This is a genomic window from Bacteroides sp. An269, assembly GCF_002159755.1.
GTDB classification, from domain to species: Bacteria; Bacteroidota; Bacteroidia; order Bacteroidales; family Bacteroidaceae; genus Phocaeicola; species Phocaeicola intestinalis.
The window spans coordinates 1-552 of the sequence record NZ_NFJG01000270.1 but is presented as its reverse complement, the minus strand read 5'-3'; the positions used below and the strand labels follow the sequence as shown (position 1 = coordinate 552).

Here is a 552-nt window from a genome sequence, read left to right as displayed (position 1 = left end):
GGTACTAGGTAACAGGTACTAGGTAACTAGGTTTTAAATACATTCAGTAAAACTATTCAGAACCTCGTCAACTGGTACCTTGTCAGTAAGCAGTCAAAAAAAGGCTATTAATTGAAAGGAATAACTTTGCTGCGAACTAAAATTAAAAGATTATGTATAGCAGTGAAGATCTTGAAAGGTTTTACTTTCAGTACCAGACCGAGGCATTGCCTCATGGGGAATCTCTCCAATCGTTTTGTGCCAAGAATAAAGTCCCTTATAACATTTTCCAAAAATGGTTTAAGGATACCCGCAAAAAAGTAGTTGAGGTTCAGGTTGACGGTGCTCCTGAGATTGCCCATAAGGAAAAGACTAAGACCGGTGACCGGCCTAAGCCTGAATTAAAAAGCAGTAATGACAATCCCGTCCGCATATGGATTGACATCCGTATCAGTAATGGATTGCACTTGTCCCAAAAGAATTTAAGCTATCAGGATTTAGAAGCTGTTTTGAATTTATCGTGCGATGATTTGGGATGAGTTTTTGAGGCATTTTCGCTTCTGTGATGAGGAA

General features: G+C 39.1%; 1 protein-coding gene. It reads left to right on the top strand.

The features are described from left to right. Positions 1-152 precede the first annotated feature (152 nt). The gene (locus B5F71_RS20885) at positions 153-518 is read left to right on the top strand and encodes a hypothetical protein (protein ID WP_206423880.1); all 366 of its coding nucleotides are present in this window, start codon (positions 153-155) and stop codon (positions 516-518) included. Positions 519-552 lie beyond the last annotated feature (34 nt).

Coding starts and splice junctions, on each gene's coding strand:
- B5F71_RS20885 (WP_206423880.1), top strand. CDS start 153: ATGTATAGCAGTGAAGATCTTGAAAGGTTTTACTTTCAGTACCAGACC.